Origin of the sequence: Ravibacter arvi (genome assembly GCF_039540405.1) — a bacterium.
Taxonomy (GTDB): Bacteria; Bacteroidota; Bacteroidia; order Cytophagales; family Spirosomataceae; genus Ravibacter; species Ravibacter arvi.
On sequence record NZ_BAABEY010000002.1, the window covers coordinates 81,804 to 98,265 of the forward strand.

10 protein-coding genes are annotated in these 16,462 nt (G+C 51.1%); 1 reads left to right on the forward strand and 9 read right to left on the reverse strand.

Annotation, left to right across the window (positions count from 1 at the left end):
- Positions 1 to 46: 46 nt before the first annotated feature.
- The 9 genes from ABD852_RS01945 to ABD852_RS01985 form a co-directional block, all read right to left on the reverse strand.
- On the reverse strand, positions 47 to 1,492 hold the full coding sequence (locus tag ABD852_RS01945) for a sulfatase (protein ID WP_345026318.1): 1,446 nt from the start codon (positions 1,490 to 1,492) through the stop codon (positions 47 to 49).
- A gap of 136 nt (positions 1,493 to 1,628) precedes the next feature.
- On the reverse strand, positions 1,629 to 2,927 hold the full coding sequence (locus ABD852_RS01950) for a sulfatase family protein (RefSeq protein ID WP_345026319.1): 1,299 nt from the start codon (positions 2,925 to 2,927) through the stop codon (positions 1,629 to 1,631).
- Positions 2,928 to 2,957: 30 nt separating this feature from the next.
- A complete protein-coding gene (locus ABD852_RS01955; protein ID WP_345026320.1) occupies positions 2,958 to 4,415 on the reverse strand; it encodes a sulfatase in 1,458 nt (485 codons plus the stop codon).
- Positions 4,415 to 6,133, reverse strand: coding sequence for a RagB/SusD family nutrient uptake outer membrane protein (locus ABD852_RS01960; protein WP_345026321.1), 1,719 nt, complete (start codon positions 6,131 to 6,133; stop codon positions 4,415 to 4,417). Before ABD852_RS01960 ends, ABD852_RS01955 begins: the two co-directional genes overlap by 1 nt.
- A 110-nt stretch (positions 6,134 to 6,243) precedes the next feature.
- Positions 6,244 to 9,780 carry a TonB-dependent receptor gene (locus ABD852_RS01965; protein ID WP_345026322.1) on the reverse strand — a complete coding sequence of 1,179 codons (3,537 nt, stop codon included), beginning with the start codon at positions 9,778 to 9,780 and terminating at the stop codon, positions 6,244 to 6,246.
- 233 nt (positions 9,781 to 10,013) lie between these two features.
- Positions 10,014 to 11,108 carry a FecR family protein gene (locus ABD852_RS01970; RefSeq protein WP_345026323.1) on the reverse strand — a complete coding sequence of 365 codons (1,095 nt, stop codon included), beginning with the start codon at positions 11,106 to 11,108 and terminating at the stop codon, positions 10,014 to 10,016.
- A gap of 165 nt (positions 11,109 to 11,273) precedes the next feature.
- A complete protein-coding gene (locus tag ABD852_RS01975) occupies positions 11,274 to 11,864 on the reverse strand; it encodes an RNA polymerase sigma factor (protein ID WP_345026324.1) in 591 nt (196 codons plus the stop codon).
- A gap of 247 nt (positions 11,865 to 12,111) precedes the next feature.
- The gene (locus ABD852_RS01980) at positions 12,112 to 12,879 is read right to left on the reverse strand and encodes a LytR/AlgR family response regulator transcription factor (RefSeq protein WP_345026325.1); all 768 of its coding nucleotides are present in this window, start codon (positions 12,877 to 12,879) and stop codon (positions 12,112 to 12,114) included.
- The gene (locus tag ABD852_RS01985) at positions 12,876 to 14,897 is read right to left on the reverse strand and encodes a histidine kinase (protein ID WP_345026326.1); all 2,022 of its coding nucleotides are present in this window, start codon (positions 14,895 to 14,897) and stop codon (positions 12,876 to 12,878) included. The genes ABD852_RS01980 and ABD852_RS01985 overlap by 4 nt, the downstream gene beginning before the upstream one ends.
- A 234-nt stretch (positions 14,898 to 15,131) precedes the next feature.
- Here ABD852_RS01985 and ABD852_RS01990 point away from each other — a divergent pair, with 234 nt between their 5' ends.
- A complete protein-coding gene (locus ABD852_RS01990; protein ID WP_345026327.1) occupies positions 15,132 to 16,454 on the forward strand; it encodes an OmpA family protein in 1,323 nt (440 codons plus the stop codon).
- Positions 16,455 to 16,462 lie beyond the last annotated feature (8 nt).

Sequence of the window (16,462 nt, forward strand, 5' to 3'; positions counted from 1 at the left end):
AAGGACAAAAAACTGTCCACATGTGGTAACCACCTGTCAGATCGCATTACTTATAGCTGATACCCAGGTCATTGGTCCGCACCTCTTTCAATTTACGTTTTAATTCCTCTCTGAACTGATCGACTGTCGACTGGTACCGTGGATTCATTGCCAGGTTATTAAACTGTTTGACGTCGTGCTCCATGTCGAACAATTCCATACCGCCGGAACCGTCTTCCCCGTACTGGATGAAGGCCCATTTTTCTGACCGGAGCAGGAAGTATTGTTTGTCTTTTCTGCCCGAAACGGAAAAGGCATAGGGACGTACCTGCTTTTCAGGCCGATCCAGGAGTTCCGCGAGGTTTTTCCCCTGCAGGTGCGGTGAGGTGTTGAGGCCCGCCAGTGCCGCCACGGTAGGGTACAGGTCCAGGAGCTCAGCGAAAGAATGGCATACTGCCGGTTTCTTCCCGGGAGCTTTAATAATAAGCGGTACTCTGGCGGATTCTTCTTTGAGGCTTACCTTCATCCAGAACCGGTGTTCGCCCAGGTGAAAGCCATGGTCGGATGTAAATATCACGATCGTATTGTCCTCCAGGCCTTCGTCCTTTAGTGCCCGGAGCACCTTGCCAACCTGGGCATCCATGAAAGAAACCGACGCGTAATACCCGGCAATGGCTTTTTTCTCCTGTTCCTCAGACATTTGCGCGTTCAGGCTGGTTACGTAATTGATTCCCTGTTCCGGGATGTCGTCCCAGTCATTGACCACTTGCGGGGGCAGAACAACGCGGTTGTACGGATACGGTTCAAAATAGGCTTTCGGGGCGACAAAAGGCACGTGTGGCCTCACGAAGCCCACGGCCAGGAAAAAAGGCTCGCTTTTGTGTTTTTTGATCAGCTCAACCGCCTTCTGAGCGGTTTTTCCGTCAGCATGGACCAGGTCATCGCCATCGGCCTGCACAATCGTCATCACATTCCCTCCTTTTCGTTCGATTGTACCGTATGGGTTGTTCTGTACAAGTTCGGCCTTGCCGGGCGTTTGCCACTCTGCTGCCTGGCTGTTGAAGGTCTCGTTCCAGGAGTCCGGGTCGTCCGTACCATCACCGCCGCTTTCAATGTGGGTGGGTATCCCCATATGGAAAATCTTGCTGACCCGCGCGGTATAATAACCGTTTTCTTTAAAGAGCTGCGGCCAGGACTTCCTGCCCGGTCCCATTTTATCTCTTCCACTGACATAGCCGAAGGTTTCGGTTGCATGCGGATAGTAACCGAACAGGAGCGAAGCCCTCGAGGGGCCGCAAACGGGAAACTGGCAATAGGCCCGGGTAAACCGGGTACCTTCCGCGGCAAGCCGGTCTATATTGGGAGTTTGGCACGCCTGGTTTTCGTAACCTGAGACCGCGGTGGCGGTCAGGTCATCGGAAATGATGAAAAGTACGTTGGGCTTGCTTTTCTTTTGTGCGAGCGCGAATGCAGGCAGGAAAGCTATCAATAAAACGAATTTCAATCTGCTCATTTATTTGCTGTTAGAAAGTTCCTTACTTTTTGAACTGAATATTTTTTCCAGCGTCAAGACCTTCTCCGGGTAACGTTCAGCCTGTTTTTGGCGGCTCTGTAAGACCGGTCCCTTTTTTAAAGCCAATGTCTGATCTCTATTGGTACATTCTTTTTATTACCTGCCGAAGCCTTCCAACGTCCTTTTTGTCGGTCCTGGAAAGCTGTTCCGGCGATAACGGTTTTTTTTCGTCGGGGTCGGCGCCGAGATCAAATACCTCGCCTGTTGAATAAACTTTCCACCGGGTATCCAGCGCAAAAGTTTTCGGCTGATAATTCCCCCAGTTGGGTGCATAATGGCAGAAAACCCATTTCCTCTCCTTTGACCGTTCGCCCAACAGCAAAGGGTAGAAGCTGACTCCGTCCAGCCCGGAGTAGGCGTCGGCCCGGGCGCCTGATACCTGGAGCAAAGTAGGGACAAAATCGGTGAAATCTATCAGCGAGCCGGACGTAGTCCCGGCAGTAACGCGGCCTTTCCAGCTGACGAGCATTGGCGCATGAATGCCACCGTCCGTTGTGGTACCTTTTTCTCCCTTTCGTTTCCTCCCGTTGATTTCAAACGTGATGGTTTTGTCGGTACCGTTGTCACCTATAAAAACGATCATCGTATTTTCAAGCAGGCGCAATTCGGTAAGCCGCTTGACGACATTTCCTATCAGGTGATCCATATACCGGACCATGTCGTCAAAATATTTCGGATCTTCCCGCGTACTTTGGGAAAAATCGCTGGAAAACGGCGTAGCTTCGAATGGTGCATGGGTAAGGCACATGGGATAATACAGGAAAAAAGGCTCGTTCCGATGCTTATCGATAAACGAAAGGGCGAACTCGTTGAACACATCGGGGCCGTATTTCCCTTCGAGCGTTACAGAATTACCGTTGTCTGTATAAACGGTAGGGGTTTTATAGCGGGAACCCAGTGTGTCCACCTGCCAGAGGCAGAATTCATCAAATCCCGCATCGGCAGGCAATGTCCCGGTTTTCCCGCCGGCCAGCTGTCGCTGACGTTCGTTTCCATAGAGCTGCCATTTCCCGGTAATACCGGTCTTGTAGCCCTGGCGGCGCATCATATGCCCGAATGTCGTTTCCTTGGGGTCCAGCAACCCGAAACCTGTGTAGTTGCGGTGGTTATACTTGCCCGTCATCAGTTGCACGCGGGAAGGTGTGCACAGCGGGGTGGAATAGCACCTTTCAAACTTCATCCCCGAAGCCGAGAGGCGGTCGAGGTTGGGGGTGAGGTTGGCCTGGTTCCCGTAGCAGCCCAGCATTTCATAGCCGAGATCGTCTGCCATGATCAGGATCACATTGGGCTTCTTCTCTGTTGCTCCACCCTGAGACAGGCCTGGCAGGCAGGTGGGGAAAAATGCGGAGAGGATCAGGAGCAATCTTTTTTTCATAAAAAGCCGGGTTTTGGGACAGAGTTGAATTTATTTTCCCTGGTAAGTAATCCCGAGGTCATTGGTCCGAACCTCGTCAAGCTTGCGTTTCAACTCTTCTTTGAAGCGCGCTACCGTTGATTTATACTGCGGATTCAGGGCGAGGTTATTGAATTGCTTGCTGTCGTACTCCATATCAAACAGCTCAATTCCCCCGGCACCGTCTTCGCCGTACTGGATGTAGGCCCATTTTTCAGAACGGATCAGGAACGAAAATTTATGGTTAGTGGCCGAAACTGAGAAAGCGTAAGGACGCACTTCCTTTTCGGGATCATCGAATAACACTGCCAGGTTTTTACCCTGCAGGTGAGGCGAAGGACTTAAACCGGCAAGACCGGCAACGGTGGGGTAAAGGTCGAGCAGCTCTGTAAGCGAGTGGCAGACAGCCGGTTTTTTTCCGGGGACTTTGATAACCAATGGTACCCGCGAAGATTCCTCCTTCAGGCTGACCTTCATCCAGAACCGGTGCTCGCCCAGGTGAAAACCGTGATCAGACGTAAAGATTACAATGGTATTGTCCTCCAGGCCCTGGTCGCGGAGCGCCTGGAGTACTTTTCCGAGCTGGTCGTCCAGGAAGGAAGTGGAGGCATAATAGGCGGCAACGGCTTTTTTTTCCTGCTCTTCCGTCATTTGCCCGTTCACACTGGTCACATAATTGATTCCCTGTTGAGGGATGTCGTCCCAGTCGTTTATGACCTGCGGGGGCAATACCATCTGCTCGTGTGGATAGGCGTCGAAGTACCTTTTGGGGGCGACAAACGGTACGTGGGGCCTGAAAAAGCCAACCGCCAGGAAAAACGGCCTGTCTTTGTGCTTACCGATCAGCTCCACGGCCTTTTTGGCAGACTGCCCGTCGACCATCTCCAGGTCGCTGCCTTCGGCCTGTACAATCTGGAGCAGGTTTCCTCTTTCCCGCTCGATAGTTCCATACGGATTGTTTTGTACCAATTCGGCTTTGCCGGGTGTCTGCCATTCCGGTGCTGCGCTGTTAAAAGTCTCGGTCCATGAGCTTTTGTCGTCGGCGCCATCAGTGCCGTCAATAAAGTCCTGCGACCCCATATGGAAAATTTTACCTACGCGGGCTGTGTAATAACCGTTTTCCTTAAAAAACTGGGGCCAGGATTTCCGGTCGGATCCCACATTTTCCCTTCCGCTCACATAACCAAACGTGCCCGTCGCATGGGGGTAGTAGCCGAACAGGAGCGAGGCGCGGGAAGGCCCGCACACCGGGAACTGGCAATAAGCCCTTGTAAACCGGGTACCCTCTGCGATAAGCCGGTCGATATTCGGGGTACGGCAGGCCTGGTTTTCATAACCCGAGATCGCGGTGGTGGTCAGGTCATCGGAGATAATGAAAAGCACATTCGGCTTACTCTTCTTCTGCGCAATGGCAAGCGCCGGAAGAAAAAACAGGAGCAAGGCAAATTTGAATTGATTGGTTCGTTTCATTACCAGCCCGGATTTTGTGAAAGGTTCGGGTTCAGCGTTCTTTCCAGCTGGGGGATATCATCGAGATAATCGCGCTCCGGCCGGAAGCGGTAGCCGTCCGGCAATTGGCTCCTGAAATAGTCGATCAGCCCGTCACCCTGGAGCGGCGGATTGTAGGAGGGGAACTCGGATTTCAGAAAAGGATACCCGTAGAACCGTTTTCCTCTGAATAGTTCATGTGCGGCCCACCGCCTGTAGTCGTCCGGTCTGCGCCCTTCCAGGGCAAGCTCCACGCGGCGCTCCCTGCGGATCTCGTATAGTGCGTCGGCTACCGGGTACCCGTAGGATTCAGCATTCGGATCGCCGGACTGAGGCAACACTTTAAAGTCCGGCATCCCGGCCCTGCGGCGCAGCAGGTTCAATGCATCGTAGGCTACGGTTTGGTCGAGCTCGTATTGTGCTTCGGCCAGGTTCAGCAGTACTTCTGCAAATCTGAAGATGATATACCCCGTCTCGCTGAACCCGCCCGACTGGTCGCTTCCCGCTGCGCGCGAGTAGGGATTGGAAAATTTTTTCACCTGGAAACCGGTGGCGCACAGATTTTCTCCGCCCTGGTCCACAAACGGCTTATCGAACCTTGAGTTGTTGCCTGCTATTCGCAGGTCGCCCGGTATCCATACGGTGGCATGCAGCCGGGGGTCACAGTCTGCCGCTATTTTGCGCAGGAAATCATTGCCCTTGACGCCTTTTGCCGTCGCCAGGTAGTTATACGGCAGGCCTGTTTTTCCAAGATAGGACGTCACCAGGTTCCAGGTAACGGCCAGCCGCTGGCTGCGCACCGTGGTGTAAAGCTGCACGTTATTACCCATATTTTCGGCCGCATTGGAGGCGCTGTACAGGAGGACTTCGTTAATGTTGGACATATTGTCCATTCCAAACAGCGTATAGTAATCAACGTCAGGGTTGCCGGTGCTATAGATCCCCCTTACGTAATTACCGTCCATAAGCTGTTTGGCCGCGTCCACACAGGCCTGGAAATACTTCTCCGGCTGTGCCCCTGATGTGGCAAAAGGAGTGCCCTGGTGGTATTTCTGCCAGGTCCCTTCGTACAGTGCCACGCGGGTTTTGAAAGCGAGCGCAGCTTCTTTGTTAATCCGGGTATTGCCGGCCGCGCTTCTCGGATTGAGGTATCCAATAGCCTTGTCTACGTGCGCCAGGATCGAATCGGCCACCACATTGCGGGGTGTCCGGGGAATGTGCAGTTCCTCAGAACCGGGCAGCAGGGCGGAGGTATACCAGGGAACGTCGCCGTACTGGTTAAGCAGCTGGAAATAAAACCAGGCTTTAAAAAAGTGAGCTTCTCCCAGGAAATGACGGTAATTTTCCAGCCGGTCCTGCACCTTGCCGTAGTTGTCGAAGAAAAAGTTAATATCCCGGATGTTGGTCCAGTCGGAGCTCCACGATCCGGTGGTGACGGTCCGGCCGCCATTCAGCACAAGGTCGGGAACGGCAAGAATCAGGTTATCGGAAGAGGCGTCTTCCATCGGCATTGTTCCCGCAGTGCTGTGCCGGGGCAGCTTCGGGTAAAACTGTAAAATATATTTCTCCAGGTCGGCCGATGATTTCCAGTAATCATCGTTGCTGATCGCATCTTTGGGAGGGAGCTCCAGGAACTTCTCGCAGGACGAAATGGTAAGTAAAAGAAGTAAGAAAACACCCAGGTTGACAATGCTTTTCATCGGAATGAAATAGGGTTAAATGTCTATTTGCTAAGTTGTGGCCCCGTCAGCCATACCGGCGGTTACGGTTGCTCTTTTATTATATTCCTTCTGCAGGCGTTTGCCCGCAGCTAGTAGGTCAGCATCAGTCCCAGTGAAAACATCCGGTCGGCGCCGTAGGTCTTGCCGGCGCCGCGGGCGCTGCTGATCGCAAGCGGGTCTATACCCGGCGACAGTTTGGTGAGGGTCAGCAAATTTTCGCCTGAAAAATAAACGCGGGCCCGCTGCATTTTCAGTTTCGAGGCAAGTGCGGAAGGCATGTTATAGCCGACCTGTACATTTTGCAGCCTCAGGTAAGCAGCGCTCTGCAGGTACCTGGTCGACTCTACCCTGTTCTTTTCATTCTCGGCGTCATTTGCATACGGTCTCGGCCAGTAGGCGCCGAGGTTGATGTTGGCTGCTCCTTCATAGAGACCGGTGTACTTATCTCCCTCGGCATCCCTGAAATAGTCCAGGTGGCCGTCGAACAGGGATACCTGGTTAAAATGCCTGAATCCCCAGAAAATGTTATCCAGCGGACCAAAAAAGAAGTCCCGTTTGGCAGTGCCCTTCCATAACATCGAGAAATCCAGGTTTTTCCAGTTGAAGCCGGCCGAAATTCCGTACTGATAGCGCGGATTGCTGTTCCCGATAATTTTCAGGTCGCCATGATCACTGATGGTGTTGCTTCCGTTATTTACCTTCCCATCGCCATTCAGGTCCTCGTAGCGTACGTCCCCGGGTTTCCAGATCCCGTTCCATATAAAAGAAAGGTTGGTGGCTGCCTGATGCTGGTCGATGTCACCCTGCGAACGGTACAGGTCATTGGAAGTGTAGCCCCAGATCTCACCTTCTTCCTTGCCTTCGTACCAGGATGACAGCGTGCCGGTCGGATTTACATATTTGGTGACAAAGGAGCGCGCGTCGAACAGGTTACCCGTTACGAAGTAGGAAAACGACTGGTTCAGCGACTGGTTCCACCGCAGGGAAAGCTCCCAGCCGCGGGTACGGAACGTGGAGTTGTTCGCTTTGGGCAACGCGGTACCCAGTACGCCCGGTTGTGCTTCTGCCGGCCCGATCATGTCGGTGGTGGTCCGTTCGAACCAATCGAAACTGCCGGTCAATCGCTTGTTCAGCACTGCAATATCAACTCCGACGTCTTTCGTGGTCGCGGTTTCCCAGGTGAGATCGGGACTGACGAGCTGCGGCACAGTGGTATAACCGATCGGCCTGCTTTGTCCGAAGCCGAAGATCCAGTTCAGTGGTGCGGTCTGGATCGGGATGAGATTCAGGTCCAGGTAGGAGTCTACGTTCTGGTTGCCCAGGCGCCCCCAGGACCCCCGGAATTTAAGTAAATTGACCACATGCCTGATCGGCTGCCAGAAACCTTCATTACTGACATTCCAGCCAGCAGATAAAGAAGGAAAGGTTCCCCAGCGGTTCCCTCGCCGGAACCGTGAAGTCCCGTCCCGCCGCAGGTTGGCTTCCAGCAGGTAGCGGTTATCGAAATCGTAGTTGAACCGCGCAAAGTAACCCTGCGTAGACCAGTGCCCCAGGGAATCGAGCACGGACGGCACCCCGGATGCAGTCCGCAGCGACGGGACATTCTGAACCAGCAGGTTGGTTTTGTACGCGTCGAGGTACCGCTTGTTGCTCTTTTCAAACTGGGTACCGGCCAGGAGTGTAAGGTGTTGTTTCTCGCCGATACTGGTGTTGAATGTGCTATAGATATTCGTGGTCCAGTAATTGTTGTTGTGGTGGTATTCCTGAATATTGCTCGGTATCGTATTGGAAGTCGGAACGACGGACTTATCTACCATGGTCTCGTACACGGTCATTTCCTGATGGGACTGGAAAATATTGACCGACTGGTAGGCAAAATCCGCGTTGATTTTCCAGTTTTTAAGCGGCCTGATTTCCGTATTGAAGCTTTGCCAGTTCTCCGCCGTCTCGATATGATCATTTCCGGCGTCGCTGATCCAGGGGATTTTCGACTGGATCATCAGGTTGCCGTAAGCATCGTATTTTGCATTGGTAGGCATCGTTCGCGCGATCTGGTGAAAGACGAGGTCGTATTCTCCCTGCTTGTCCATCGAAGGCCTGACCCGATTGCTTTTCATAAACCGGGGCTGGTAACCGATGTCCCACCAGGGGGCAATCGCGGTCTTTATTTTGGCCATGATATTCACCCGCGAATAGGTATCTGTCCCGTAGTTCAGAACACCTTCCTGGCCCACATACCCGCCGGAAAGATAATAGGAAGTCTTCTGCGATCCGCCCTGTATGGAAAGGTCATGCTTTTGGTTGACGGCACTGCCGTAATATTCGTCTATCCAGTCGTAGTTGGCATTTCCCTGCTGGTTGATTCCCCAGGTACCGTTGGGCAGCGCCACGGTTTCGAAGTAGGTTGCATCCGGAACGGTGAATTGCTTCAGGTAATCGAAATCACCTTTTTGATAGGCGATAATGCGGTCGATGGTTTCGTTGGAAAAGACCCTTCCCCCGGCTCCGCGAACGCCGGCTTCATTTACAATCCTGGCATGGGTATAGGAATTAAGCATGGCCGGCAGACGCTGGGGGGTAGCGACCGAAACATTCCCGCTATAGGAAACGCTGAGTTTTTCGTCGGTATTGCCGGACTTCGTGGTAATTAAAATTACGCCGTACGGCGCGCGTGCGCCATAAATAGCAGAGGCAGCCGCATCTTTCAAAATGGAGATGGAAGCAATGTCCTCCGGGTTGATCCGGTTCATATCTCCCGGTATCCCGTCAATCACCACGTAAGGCTGCCCCCCGTTCAGGGAGCCCGTTCCCCTGATATTGATATTCATTTCAGCGCCGGGCTGGAAACCGTAGTTATTGGTTGAAAACGTCATGGCCGGAGAAAGGCCCTGTAGAAGCTGGGAGACGGTGGGGGATTGCCGGTTTTTGATCTGCTCATCGGATATCACATCTACCGCGCCGGTAACGTTGGCTTTGCGCTGGGTCCCGTAGCCCACCACGACGATTTCTTCGAGTGATTTTTGATCTACTTTCAGCGACAGGTTGAGAATGGTTTCTTTGCCGACGCTAACTTCCTGAGTCTCATAGCCTACAAAACTCAGTATAAGGACGGAACCCTCCGGAACGTCCAGCCGGAAATTACCACTTTCATCGGTGATTGTTCCCTGCTGGGTTCCCTTGACCAGTATGCTTACCCCGGGAAGCCCTTCGCCTTTTTCGTCGGTTATTTTCCCGGTAACGGTGTTGGCCGGCAACGAAACAGCCGGGTTTTCCTCCGGTGACGTACGGGGCGGTTTATTTTCCCCGAGATCCCTTTTAATAATAACCTGGCTGCCCATTACCTCGTATTTAAGGTGAAGGGGCTTCAATACCTGTTCAAGGACCTTCGAGAGTTTTTTGCCTGACGCGGCAAAAGTTACTTTTCGTTGGGAGTCAATCAGTTGCCGGCTATACAAGAAGGTGGTGCCGGATTGCTTTTCTAATTGTGAAAGTACGTTTTCAAGGGTTTCTTCCCTGACGGACAGGTTTACAGTCTTGTCCATCAGCTCTTGCGCTTTCCCTTCTCCGGCTTTGCTGAGCTGGAAAAATGACAGTGCAATAAGGCATTGTAAGAAGCTAATTCTCATAATTCTGAGAGCCACCTCTCGGTTAGGTACTAATAAATGCATAACTTCGAATGTTTTTGGTTAATTTTTTCGAAACGAATTGGCAAAAACATCCCCGGTCTTCCCCGGGAAGACAGGCTTTGTGGTTCCAACACAAGTTTTCAGGGAAACAGGAAGCGGTGATGTTCGCAGCATTACCGCTTTTTTCTTACATCAGCTTTTTCTCATACTGGTCAGCAGGCTTTCAGGTTAAGTTATTCATTGGCGCAACCGTTTCCGGTAACTGTAATGCGGTTGCCGCTCATTTCAAAGTCGGCTTCGATCCCGATACAGATCATCCTGATTTTGTCCAGGAAGGGCTCATCCGAAAGCGTTGCGGTAAGCGTACAGTTTTTTAGTTTTTCAGCGTCATACTGAATAGTAACGCCGTAAGTTTGTTCCAATAGTGCAAAAACATCGGCGACCGGTGTCAGGTGAAACTCGTAGGCCGGGTGTTGCAGCCGTTGGGGCAGGGGATTGTTCTGGCGGCTACTCCATTTCTGGCGGATCATTTCGTCAGTAGCCACTACCAGGCTGACCTGCTCGTTGGGGGTGAGGAGTAAGGTATCCGGCGATGTTTTACCCGTTCTGTTATCGCCCTTCTGCGGGATGACAGTGACGGCTCCGGTCCGGACGGTGACCGTGGCCTTGGGCTCGTTATCGAAAGACCGCACCAGGAAGCTCGTTCCGAGTACCCTGGTAATCAGGTGGGTGGTGTATACATAAAAAGGGTTTGCGGGGTCTTTGACGACCTCGAAAAAACCTTCTCCCGTCAGTTTTACTTCCCTCCTGAATGATCCGCTCCTTGACACGTACTCGATTTTACTACCCGTTGTAAGTACAACCGAGGAGCCATCCGGCAGGTTGATCAGGGTTGGTTCATCACCGTTGTTGGCAAACGATTTTACCAGGTCTGTCGTTACCGGTACGGAAGAATGAGAGCTCTTTTCCCGGAAGAAGCTTTCGGGCTTTACCAGCAGCCAGCCGAGCCCTGTTGTGACGACAACGACTGCAGCCCATCGTAGAAAGGAGGTACTCACACGGAAAACAGGTTTACCGGCGGGAGGGCCTTCCGCCATATTTTCCTTAATAACCGCTACTTTTTGACGTATATATTTATCAGAGAATTCCGGCTGATCTCCACCAAGCAATGCCATTGCCGCCACTGCGGATTCGAATACGGGGCGTTGCGAAGGATTGGCTTCCAGCCATTCTTTCCAATAGGCATCGTTTTCGGGGTCAGGGGACCTGAACCATTCCAGAAACCGTTCATTTTCCAGAAAGTCTTCCAGCGAATAAAGCTCAGCCATATTTTTCGGGTATCGGTAATGCGGTTCTGACCAGGACCGCTTTGGGTTTTCCAAGGTTATCAGGAACGGGAAACCCCGATATACCCTTTTTTGAAAAAAAATATTATTCAGATAGCGGGGATGAGGGAGAAGGCGGGTATTCCCTTAAACCATTGGCCGGTTATTTTAATAAAATACAAGGAGAGCGGCCAGCGTGGACATCCATCGGGAACGGATCCTGCCTAAGGCTTTCTGAAGAAAATTAGAGACAGATTGCCGGTTTACGCCCATAATTTCGGCAATTTCGTGAACCTCCAGGTTTTCATAGTAGCGCAGGTAGACGGCTTCTCTTTCGCGTTTGGGCAAAGCCGACAGCTGGGTCTGCAGTTGAGAGATTGTTGCCGCAAACGATTCTTTTTCAATAAGATGCGCTTCGGCGTTAAACCGGTCGGGAAAGGACCAGTCCCATTCGCTTTCATCAACCCTGCTGAACCGCTGCTGGGCGTCACGGTAGTGCAGGATATCGTGCCGGAACGATTTGAAAAGATAAAACTTTACGGACCCTGTCGTACTGATCCGGCTGCGGTTTTGCCATAAGGTCAGGAAAACGTTCTGAATGCAATCTTCAACAACAAAGCGGTCCACCCCGAACTTCAGCCCATATCGTGTAAGCGTACGGTAGTAATGCTCTGCGAGCGTTCCCAAAGCATCTTTATTCCCTTCCCGATAGGCCGACCAAAGCCGTATTTCGTCTTCTGGTGTTATTCGCAACGACATTCCGCCTGTATTTATAGAATTGGAAGAAGTCAACGTTTTCTGCCTGCAATTTTACGAGGATGACAGAAAAAACAAATTTTCTTCTTTGCTTCAATAAATTTAGTTGCAAATAAGTTTATTTTCTTTCCGGAGCGACAGGTTATTTTGATACCGTACACCCATGCGGGGTACTTTAGTCTCGACCATCCCGCTTATGTGGCGCGGGGCCGTACTGAAGCATATGCGCGTGCTGACAGGTCGTAAATTCTTAAATCTTTTCCGCGCGGCTGATCAATTCGTACATCCTGTCTTTTTTACCCTTCGAAAACGGAATTTCGGTATCATCCACCATTACAATACTCCCGCCGTCGGTCCTGATAAGTTTCTGTACGTAAGACGGGTTGACCAGGTGCGAGTGATGAACCCTTAAAAAACCGGATTCTCCCAAAACTTTTTCCACCTCTTTCAAAGTGCGGCAAATCAGGTGGCGTTCACCGTTGAAAGAATGGATCCGCGTGTAGTTGCTATCGCTCTCGCAACGTATTATTTGCTGTATTTCAATAAACTCCAAACCGTCGTGAGTAGGTAGAGCAATCCTCTTTTTTTCCCGGGCCGATTGCTTTAACAACTCATACATGAGGTCCAGTTGCTTTGTGGAAAGTACTTTTTCTGTTCGCTCAGACCACCGGAGCAGTGTGGTGCGTAGTTCCTGCTGATCTACAGGCTTCAACAGGTAGTTAATAGCCGAATACTGAAACGCCTTGATCGCGTACTGATCGTAAGCGGTTACAAAAATCACATCGAAACGAAGGGAGGGGCCTAGTCGTCCCAGGAGTTCAAACCCGTTCATTCCCGGCATCTCGATATCCAGAAATACCAGATCCGGCCGGTTATTTTTCAACCAGCTCAGAGCTTCTCCCGGCGTTGAAAATTTGGCGGCAACCACCACCTGCGGGAAGCACTCCGCAAGGAGCAACTCGAGGCTTTCGTTGCAGTGGATTTCGTCGTCGATCAGAATTGCGCTATAATGAGTCATTCTTGTAAGGGTTGGTCGGTTTCCGATTGATATGTCAAAACCACCAGCGTTCCTGACGGGTGGTTATTCTCATATAAGTCAATTATTTCCGCGGCGATACGATGCCGGTACTGTTGGTTAAAAAGGGCGACCCGCTCAGTGGTAATTTTCAGGCCCAGTCCCGAAGTATTTTCTTCCTTTCCGCGGGGCACGCCGCTTCTCCCGACGCCATTGTCACGTATCTCGATTTTGCAGCCCTCCGGCTCAAGGCTGATCTCGACAGTTATCGCTTTAGACGGCTTTAGACTGTGTATCAGACCATGCTTCACCGCGTTTTCAACATAGGGCTGGATTAACATCGGCGGCACCCGGATCTCATCCAGGTCTATTGCCGGGTTTGCAATGATGTCATAGCTGAAGTTATCACTAAACCTGAGGCGTTCCATATCCAGGTAAAGCGACACCATATCCAGTTCCTCCTGAAGCGAAATAACCTGTTCGCGGGATGACTGAAGTATTTTCCGGAGCAGTTTGGCGAAGCGAACCAGGTAATCCGACGCTTTCTTATAATCTTTTTTCAGGATCTGGTACCGGATTGAGTTCAGGCTGTTGAAAATAAAATGAGGATTAATCTGGCTTCGGAGTGCTTTCATTTCGAGTTCTGCCAACTGCTTCTCGAATTCGCTCTTTATCCGTTTTTGGTTTTGCATCTCCAGTTCTGCGTTCTTCCGGATCATCTCTTCGGTACGTTCTTGCACCATTTTTTCAAGCCGCAGATTTTCATTTGCTACAAGGCGCCGGTTGAATTCCAGCTGCTCAATATAAGAGCGGGTTACATGTTCTTTTTCCTTTTGATTCATACGGAGCTTATAACCCAAAGCCAGTGCAAAAAAGAAGGTTTCTGCAAGTATCCCGGTTTTAAATATATAGACGGGGCTAAACGGAGCTGTATCCCAAAATAAATGCCTGGTTTTGGGATCGACTAAAACGGCCAGTAACCCGCCTGAAAGGAAAAGAGAGCTGCCAATAATAAAAAAACATTTGATCGGCGACTGTACGGTAACAGCTATCCAGACCACCAGAATGACCGAGAGCGGCAAAATCACAATCCTGGATACGATGAAGGCTTTTTCCTGTAATTGATACCGGAAATCAAGGAAGTTGTAGAGTAACAGACCGAAGCCCGAAATCAGCAGAGCAAGCATCAGCGCCCGGATCACGCGATTGAGCAGAGGGTACTGGTTGGTGTCCAGCAAATGCTTACCGAAAGCCATATAGGCTGCAAATGAAAGGTATTGAACAGGCTCGCCCAATTTGTAGGTAAGCGGGTAATCCAGGTAGGCCGCCTTCGCGATCGAGGAGTAGGGGAGCGTTTTCACAATAACAGCGTATGCGGCTATTCCCAGCAGGTAAAGCGCGTAAAACAGAAACATTTTTTCACGAATTCGCAGAAAAATCACCAAGGAGAAAAGCAGTGCGAATCCGATTGCTCCGAGAAAGAAGCCGTTGAATTCCGTGCGGTCAACAGCTTGACGGTAACCTTCTACCGTTTCGGTAAGTGTTTGTAAGCGAGTTTGTAACCGGCAATCCTTAAATGAAAAAGGTCTCCCCGGGGCGCTCCAAAGCCGGATATAAATTTCATATTCTTTTCCGCTTTCACATTCCAGAGGCACCAGGGACGCGTTTTCCCGGTATTGCCAGTTTCTTGCCGCAACGTAAGGTCCCGTGATCACAGAAGAGAATGATTTCTCGCTTCTTACAAAAAAGTTGATGCTATCTGCGTGGGGGATCCGGAAATCGACCGGAACCGGATTCCCGAGATCATTCCTGATTTTCAAACGTACCCATGTATAAGGACCTGCCGGAGCACCGGGATCGTCAGCAGGTTTCCAACGGTTATTGTCGAGCGTGACCGGCGTAGGGGCGTACGAATTTTGCCATACAAGGCCGGGAAGTTCGCTGAAGAACCGCGAATCGCGGAGCGCGCTCAGCTGGAAACCAGGGTCCGCCGCCCATATGAACAAGGGAAGGGCTGTCATGACAACAGCGAGGCACATACGTAACTGATAAGCGACCATTAACCAAATTTAACACTAGTTACGCTAACAAAACAGAAGCGGTGAGCACGCTACGGACCTGACTTAGCATTTTGTCCGTCGTAACTATTTGAGCAGCTACAATGACTCTTCCGAAAATGCCGATGGCTAACTGTCTGTTTACTTACAGGTTTGTTTCGGGCTACTTTGTCGCTCAATAATAATATTTTATTCAAGATGAGAAACTTAGGCTTTTTGATCCCCGGACTATTTTATGCGGTCTCTCTTCAAGCCCAGATCATTGACCCCAACCAGACCGTTAAGCGCAAGGCGACAGACAGGGCCAATAGCCGCATCGACCAGGGAATGGACCGGGGGCTGGACAAGGTGGAGGAAGGAATTGGCAGTATTTTCAGGAAAAAAGAAAAGCGAAGCGGCAGTTCGGAAGCCGACACAGACACAAAAAAGAGTAGTAACGACCAGGAAAAAGGTAGTAATGACCGCAATTCCGGCGCTTCCTTATTAACGGACTCTGTAGCTACGGACTTTCAACCCTACAAAAAGTCAGACTTTCAACCGGGGAAAGACGTAATATTTTTTGAAGATTTTACCGCCGGGTCAGGGCAGTGGGGACTAAACGAATGGGACCGGGACGAGGGTACCGCGCCGGGCATCGTTAGCATAGATCGGCGAAATGAAAAATGGTACAAAATGCCCCGCAAGGGAAATTTTGTACCGATCCCGGTCGAAAGTCTCCCTGAGACTTTCACGCTCGAATATGATATGTACGCCGACCTCGACAGGATGAGTGAAATGGAAGGCGGTTTGAAAGTGATACTGGCCAGTGCAGGCGTTAACCGGCTGGACTTCAGCTTTCATTTCGACGACAAGCCGCAAATACAACTGGATGTTCATCCCTCCGTCGACCTAATGTACGTTTCTGCCACCCGTGAATACGGACTTGACGAGCGTAATCTTTTTAGAAAAGAATATAAGGATGCCTGGCCAAAGGGTGCGATCAGGCATATTTCAGTATCGAGGAACAAATCGCATATAAAACTCTACATCGATGAGAAAAAATACCTGGATCTGCCCGATGCGCTGCCCCGGGGTGGGCGGTACAGCCTTTTATTTGCCACCAACCTTTGGGGGGACGGCCTGTATTTTACCAACATACGCCTGGCGTCGGGCGGGACTGACGCGACAGGGGAGATAAAAGGCACCGGCAGGTTCTCAACGGGCAATATCTATTTTGACCTGAACTCCGCCCGAATCAAGCCTGAATCCTGGCCTGCATTGAAGGAAGCGGCCGCAGCCGTTGGAGCAGCAGGTACCGATGTCCTGATTGTCGGCCATACCGACAGCGACGGGCCGAGCGACGCCAACCTGGCGCTCTCCAGGAGGCGTGCCGAATCGGTAAAAATTGCTTTGGTGAAGGAATTCGGGATACGGGAGCAGAAACTCTTCATAGACGGAAAGGGAGAAAAGGTTCCCCTGGAAAGTAACAGCACTGCCTCGGGTAAAGCAAAAAACCGGCGGGTTGAGTTTATAAAACAATGAGAACTTAC